Annotated in this window: 1 protein-coding gene; it reads left to right on the top strand. The window is 48.3% G+C overall.

The window, feature by feature from the left end; all coding sequences use genetic code 11:
- Positions 1-33: 33 nt before the first annotated feature.
- Positions 34-1,823: DUF3769 domain-containing protein (locus PX481_RS25320; RefSeq protein WP_288096721.1), on the top strand; the 1,790-nt coding region annotated here is incomplete at its 3' end.

The following is a 1,823-nucleotide window of genomic DNA, read 5'->3' as shown; positions in this document are numbered from 1 at the left end:
CGTCCTCTATTTTGATCGCCGACTCGTGCAGTCATGTCTTTTTTTCTCTTAGCTGTTGAACCACCTGCCCTGATTAATACTGTAGCTGAACCGGAAACGGAGGAGCGCCAAGTTTCGGAAAATAGTCCCACGTCTGTAGTTTCCCTCCCTGTCACCCCAGCACCTCTAGAAGCAAAAAAGCCTTCAGCAGAGAGCGTTTCTATTCCCCTCACCGTCACTCCACCCCCGGAAACCGTCGAGGTAAAACCCTTGGTTCCCGATGAGGGTATTCCCTTGGAACCTTTACCTAGCAGTGCGGGTGATGCGGCAACTTTAGGAACACCCCTTTCTGTTCAGAATTCTCCACCCCCCGCAGCCGTTGGTGTCACCATTAATCCCGAAACCGAGATAGTTTCAGGATTAAATCAAAAAGCTCTTAACCAGAAAAATGGCTCAACTCGGCTATTAGTGAGGAAAAAAGGCGAAAAAACCAGCCAAGAATACTTGATTTCCCTCAATAACAGCCTAGCTCAGACCGCTAATCCAGAAGGGGAAAGACCCATGGAATTAGTGGCCGATGAGCAGGAATTTGACCAAAATCGGCAGATTATCACCGCTAGAGGTAATGTCACCCTGCGTTTTGCCGAAAGTGTACTAACGGCCGATCGCTTACAGATTAATCTTCCCGAAAAGTTAGCGGTAGCGGAGGGCCAGGTGATCCTAACCCGGGGAGATCAAATCCTGCGCGGCGATCGCTTTGAATATTATTTCGTCCAGGATAGCGGTGTGGTATTTAATGCTAATGGGGAGATTTTTCAACCCAGCACCGCTAGGGATTTAGGGCAAACGCTGCCCACCGATGTGGGTGCGGGGGCCAGCAGTTCTTTTGGAACCCTAACCGATCGTTTGGCATTAAATCAACCCTTGCAGAGAATCACGACGGGAGAGGGTTTTCAATTTGTCGTCGGGGGACAGGATCCCAGTCGGCGCGATCGACAGAATATTAGTAGTCCGTCGGGGGGAACGATTAATCGCGTCCGTTTTCAGGCCGAACGCTTGAATTTTGATGGTAAGGTGTGGAATGCCACTAATGTGCGTCTGACGAATGACCCTTTTTCCCCCCCTGAGTTGGAAGTTCGGGCCAATTCCGCCACTTTTCGCAGTACCGGCCCCTTTACCGATGAGTTACGGATGAGTAATTCCCAGTTGGTTTTCGATCAACGGGTAGTGGCACCCACTTTTATTAATAGTCTCACTTTCGATCGCCGTCGTCGTCGTCCTTTTTTAATTGCCCCGGGCTATGATGGGGAGGATCGGGGCGGATTTTTCGTAGAAAGTCCCCTAACTTTAGTGGAGACACCGAAGACTATTTTTGAGTTGACACCGCAATATTTAATTCAAAAAGTCCTTAATCCCGATGCTTTTCCCTCAGCTAACCCCGGAGGTGGGGAAGTTTCGGCCCTTAGTCCGAAAGCTTTTGGTTTATTGGGCAATTTTGCCACTAATTTTGGCGAGCGCTCGTTTTTGCAAGCGACAGCTTCTTTTTCTAATTTAGATTTGGAACAGATCGAAAATAGTGTTCGTTCTAAAATTCGCTTTCAACAGACGATCGGACAGTTGCAGGATCCCTATCTGCTCAATGTGGAGTACAATTATCGCGAGCGTCTTTTTAACGGTTCTTTAGGGTTTCAGACGGTTAATAGCAGTTTTGGGGCAATTTTGACCTCACCGGTGATTGTCGTCCCGAATACGGATATTAGACTCAGTTATCAAGCTTCTCTACAGAATATTAACGCACCCACCGATCGCAGTAATCTCTTAGCGGCCAATGCAACGGATAATGT

The organism is Microcystis sp. M53603_WE2, from assembly GCF_030065435.1.
The sequence above is the reverse complement of the archived record's forward strand: the minus strand, read 5'-3'. Positions and strand labels throughout refer to the sequence as shown.